At 44.7% G+C, this 4,192-nt stretch carries 3 protein-coding genes and 4 tRNA genes; 6 read left to right on the plus strand and 1 reads right to left on the minus strand.

What is annotated here, in order from left to right; all coding sequences use genetic code 11:
- Positions 1-89 precede the first annotated feature (89 nt).
- Together murB and birA are read left to right on the plus strand one after the other, a co-directional pair.
- On the plus strand, positions 90-1,118 hold the full coding sequence (gene murB / locus M977_RS12005) for a UDP-N-acetylmuramate dehydrogenase (protein WP_064515265.1): 1,029 nt from the start codon (positions 90-92) through the stop codon (positions 1,116-1,118).
- Complete coding sequence (birA, locus tag M977_RS12010; protein WP_064515267.1) at positions 1,115-2,077, plus strand: bifunctional biotin--[acetyl-CoA-carboxylase] ligase/biotin operon repressor BirA; 963 nt, start codon at positions 1,115-1,117, stop codon at positions 2,075-2,077. Before murB ends, birA begins: the two co-directional genes overlap by 4 nt.
- Before the next feature lie 29 nt (positions 2,078-2,106).
- Here the strand turns inward: birA and coaA are convergent, their stop codons facing one another.
- Entirely contained in the window at positions 2,107-3,057 is a 951-nt protein-coding gene (coaA, locus tag M977_RS12015) for a type I pantothenate kinase (protein ID WP_064515269.1), read from the minus strand.
- Between the two features lie 577 nt (positions 3,058-3,634).
- Here coaA and M977_RS12020 point away from each other — a divergent pair.
- The 4 genes from M977_RS12020 to M977_RS12035 all read left to right on the plus strand — a co-directional run bounded on the left by M977_RS12020 (position 3,635) and on the right by M977_RS12035 (position 4,080).
- Positions 3,635-3,710, plus strand: a tRNA-Thr gene (locus M977_RS12020).
- Between the two features lie 10 nt (positions 3,711-3,720).
- Positions 3,721-3,805: transfer RNA gene (locus M977_RS12025), tRNA-Tyr, on the plus strand.
- A 119-nt stretch (positions 3,806-3,924) separates the two neighbouring features.
- Positions 3,925-3,999: transfer RNA gene (locus tag M977_RS12030), tRNA-Gly, on the plus strand.
- Positions 4,000-4,004: 5 nt separating this feature from the next.
- Positions 4,005-4,080: transfer RNA gene (locus tag M977_RS12035), tRNA-Thr, on the plus strand.
- Positions 4,081-4,192: the final 112 nt, after the last annotated feature.

Raw genomic sequence — 4,192 nt, forward strand, 5'->3', positions numbered from 1 at the left:
CGATCACCCTTCATATCCGCCTCTGAGCAAGCCAACCCCCGCCATATAAGGTAAACTAACCGGGTTTAAACTCAGGAAAGATACCCAACATGAGCACTTCTCTTAAACCTTTCAATACATTCGGTATTCAGGCTAATGCTTCGCGTATTGTCATTGCTGAAACCGTGGAACAATTAAAGGATGCCTGGAGTGAAGCAGTGGCAGCAAATATGCCAGTGTTGATTCTGGGCGAGGGGAGTAACGTTCTCTTTCTTGAGGATTATTCCGGAACTGTAATTATCAACCGTATTTCAGGTATAGAAGTGACGGAAGAAAATGATGCATGGCATCTGCATGTTGGTGCAGGTGAAAACTGGCATCATCTGGTTGAAAATACCTTACAGCAAGGAATGCCGGGGCTTGAAAACCTGGCTTTAATTCCGGGATGCGCCGGATCTTCACCGATTCAAAATATTGGCGCGTATGGTGTTGAGCTTAAAAACGTCTGCCATTACGTTGATTGTATTGATTTAATCAGCGCTGAGATTCATCGCCTGGATAATTCACAGTGCCAGTTTGGCTATCGTGACAGTATTTTTAAGCATGAATATCAGAGTCACTATGCAATCATTGCCGTGGGATTACGTTTGCCAAAACAATGGCAGCCGGTATTAAGTTATGGTGACTTAGCCCGTCTTGATGCTGAAAATGTCACCCCTCAGGAAGTATTTGATGCAGTTTGCCATATGCGCATGACAAAACTTCCTGATCCACGTGTTAATGGCAATGCGGGGAGCTTTTTCAAGAATCCAGTCGTTGATGCCGAACAGGCTTCTATACTACTTGCGGCTTTCACTAACATTCCACATTATCCTCAGCCAGACGGATCAATAAAACTGGCGGCAGGTTGGTTAATCGATCAGTGCCAGTTGAAAGGCTACAAGGTAGGTGGGGCGACAGTGCATCAACAACAAGCTTTGGTATTGATAAATGAGAGTGGTGCATCAAGTCTGGATGTTGTGGGTTTAGCGCACCTTGTTCGTCAGCGTGTTGGGGAGAAATTTAATGTGTGGCTGGAGCCAGAAGTCCGTTTCATCGGAACATGTGGTGAAGTTAGTGCAGTGGAGACAATTGCATGAAAGATAATACAGTCCCACTCACGCTAATTAGTATCCTGGCCGATGGCGAGTTTCATTCTGGTGAGCAATTAGGCGAGCAGCTCGGCATGAGTCGTGCGGCCATAAATAAGCACATTCAAACTCTGAGAGACTGGGGAGTTGATGTTTTTACCGTCCCAGGGAAAGGCTATAGCCTTCCGGACCCTATCCAGTTACTGAATGAAGAACTGATAAAATCGCAAATTGAAACAGGCTCAGTTGCGGTATTACCTGTCATTGATTCGACTAACCAATATTTACTCGATCGTATTGAATCACTTCAGTCCGGTGATGCGTGTATTGCTGAATATCAACAAGCCGGTCGCGGGCGTCGTGGTCGGCAATGGTTTTCACCTTTTGGGGCTAATCTTTATCTTTCTATGTTCTGGCGACTCGAACAAGGTCCCGCAGCTGCGGTCGGCCTAAGCCTTGTCATCGGAATTGTGATGGCAGAAGTGCTGCGTGAATTAGGTGCTGAAGATGTCCGAGTTAAGTGGCCAAATGATCTCTATCTCAATGATCGCAAGCTTGCCGGCATTCTTGTTGAGTTAACTGGGAAAACAGGTGATGCGGCACAAATTGTTATCGGTGCAGGTATCAATCTTGCGATGCGCAATGTGGCAACTGACGTGATTAATCAAAGCTGGATTAATCTCCAGGAAGCTGGAATTAATATAGACCGCAATGCACTGGCCATTAGAATAATAAAAGAACTACGTAAGGCATTATATTTATTCGAAGATGAAGGTTTAATACCATTCCTTCCACGTTGGGAATTGCTCGATAACTTTATTAATCGCCAAGTGAAGTTAATTATTGGCGACAAAGAAATTCATGGTATTTCACGAGGAATTAATGAACAAGGCGGCTTGCTGTTAGAACAAGATGGCGTTATTAAACCATGGGTTGGTGGAGAAATATCACTGCGTGGGGCAAATTAATGATAATGGGGGATTAAATCCCCCATTATCTATTTTCTGAGTCTTACACAGTCCACTTCATGATTTGCACTTTTCGTCATGATTAAGCTGGCACGCTCGCGGGTAGGTAGGATATTTTCTTTTAAATTCAGCCAGTTGATCTCTTTCCAAAGTTGCAGTGCAACATTCACAGCTTCATCTTCTGGAAGCTTCGCGTAACTATGAAAATAAGAGTCTGGATCGGTAAATGCACCCTCACGGAACTTCAGGAACCGCGTGATATACCAATCTTGCAGTAGATCTTCGGGGGCATCGACATATATAGAGAAATCAACAAAATCCGATACAAATACATGATGCGGATCGTGGGGATAATCCATACCACTCTGCAAAACATTTAATCCTTCAAGAATTAGAATATCAGGCTGAGCAACCGTTTTATCGCCATCAGGTATGACATCATAAATAAGGTGAGAGTAAACCGGAGCCGTCACATTTGGCACCCCAGATTTAATATCGGAAACGAATTTCACCAAACGATGCATATCATAGGATTGTGGGAATCCTTTTTTCTTCATCAGATTGCGTTCTTTCAACACGTTATTCGGATGTAGAAACCCATCAGTAGTAATCAACTCTACGCTGCGGTGTTCAGGCCAGCGGCTAAGTAAGGCTTGTAACACGCGAGCAGTTGTACTTTTACCTACAGCGACACTACCGGCAATACTAATGACGTACGGAATACGCTGTCCATTAGTGCCTAAAAATTGCTCTAATACAGCCTGCCGACGCAGGTTTGAACTGATATAAAAATTCAATAGGCGTGAGAGTGGCAGGTAAATTTCAGCCACTTCTTCTAACGAGAGATCCTCATTGATACCTTTCAACCGAGCGATTTCACCTTCGGTCAGTGTCATCGGTACTGAGTCGCGCAAGGCTGCCCACTGGTTGCGGTTGAACTGCATATAAGGAGTCGTCAACATTTGCTCTTTATTACTCATAAGCATGCTTCTGCCTGTAATTCAGGACAAAAATGAACGTAGTACGCAGACTGAGAAAAGGGGACCCATCTCAGGTAATCAAAGGCGTGCAACGTATATTACTTTTCACAATGGGCAGGAGGGTAACACCAGATGAGGGATAATAATAAGAAAAAAAGAAAGTGGTGATGCTTTCAGAGGAAGGTATCACGTTGTAGCGCGGCGTTAATTCGTTATGCACCGTATAAATGCTTAAGTTTACGGCTGATGATGCTGGGCTGACATTGCAACCAAGTAATGAAGGTGTCTAAAAGCAGTAGTAGTGAGTGAATCCATCCTTCTAAAGTAAATGAAGAGAGATTAGAACAGTGGCATAGCACTAAAAGAAGCTGCTTTGTAAGGAATGCATGTAGTAGAAGAGCACAAGAACGCTATTTTTTATAAATCATCACAGTCTTTGATGTACAAAATCAGTCCGAAATGCCGTTTAATTCATCATTTTTACGAGCTACTGCGCAAAATATAAGCGGTAGTGCATTTTCTTTAATTTTTTTGTTGCATCAAAGCGCTGCTCTTCCTAGAATGCGCGCTACTTGATGCCGACTTAGCTCAGTAGGTAGAGCAACTGACTTGTAATCAGTAGGTCACCAGTTCGATTCCGGTAGTCGGCACCATCAAGTGCTTGGTGGGGTTCCCGAGCGGCCAAAGGGAGCAGACTGTAAATCTGCCGTCATCGACTTCGAAGGTTCGAATCCTTCCCCCACCACCATTTTCAGGCCACGCTATGCGTAGCCCGAGGCGACGAGATCCAACAAGTCGACTCGAATACTGAGGAGCCTCTCCTCAGGCTCTATACAGAATTCAAGCAGGTAGCCGAGTTCCAGAGATGCGGGCATCGTATAATGGCTATTACCTCAGCCTTCCAAGCTGATGATGTGGGTTCGATTCCCACTGCCCGCTCCAGATGTGCTGATATAGCTCAGTTGGTAGAGCGCACCCTTGGTAAGGGTGAGGTCGGCAGTTCGAATCTGCCTATCAGCACCACCTCCTTTATCCTCCCTGTTTCTCTTCTGTTAGTGAATTCAACAAATTCAGGCTTTCGCCTGGTTGATGTGGTGATATCACCGATTTATCCGTGTCTTAGAGGGACAATCGA

Origin of the sequence: Buttiauxella gaviniae ATCC 51604, from assembly GCF_001654835.1 — a bacterium.
In the GTDB taxonomy this organism is placed as follows: Bacteria; Pseudomonadota; Gammaproteobacteria; order Enterobacterales; family Enterobacteriaceae; genus Buttiauxella; species Buttiauxella gaviniae.

What these genes read in the sequence shown, in the direction of transcription:
- murB (WP_064515265.1), top strand. Translation starts at nt 90, where the DNA reads ATGAGCACTTCTCTTAAACCTTTCAATACATTCGGTATTCAGGCTAAT.
- birA (WP_064515267.1), top strand. Translation starts at nt 1,115, where the DNA reads ATGAAAGATAATACAGTCCCACTCACGCTAATTAGTATCCTGGCCGAT.
- coaA (WP_064515269.1), bottom strand. Translation starts at nt 3,057, where the DNA reads ATGAGTAATAAAGAGCAAATGTTGACGACTCCTTATATGCAGTTCAAC.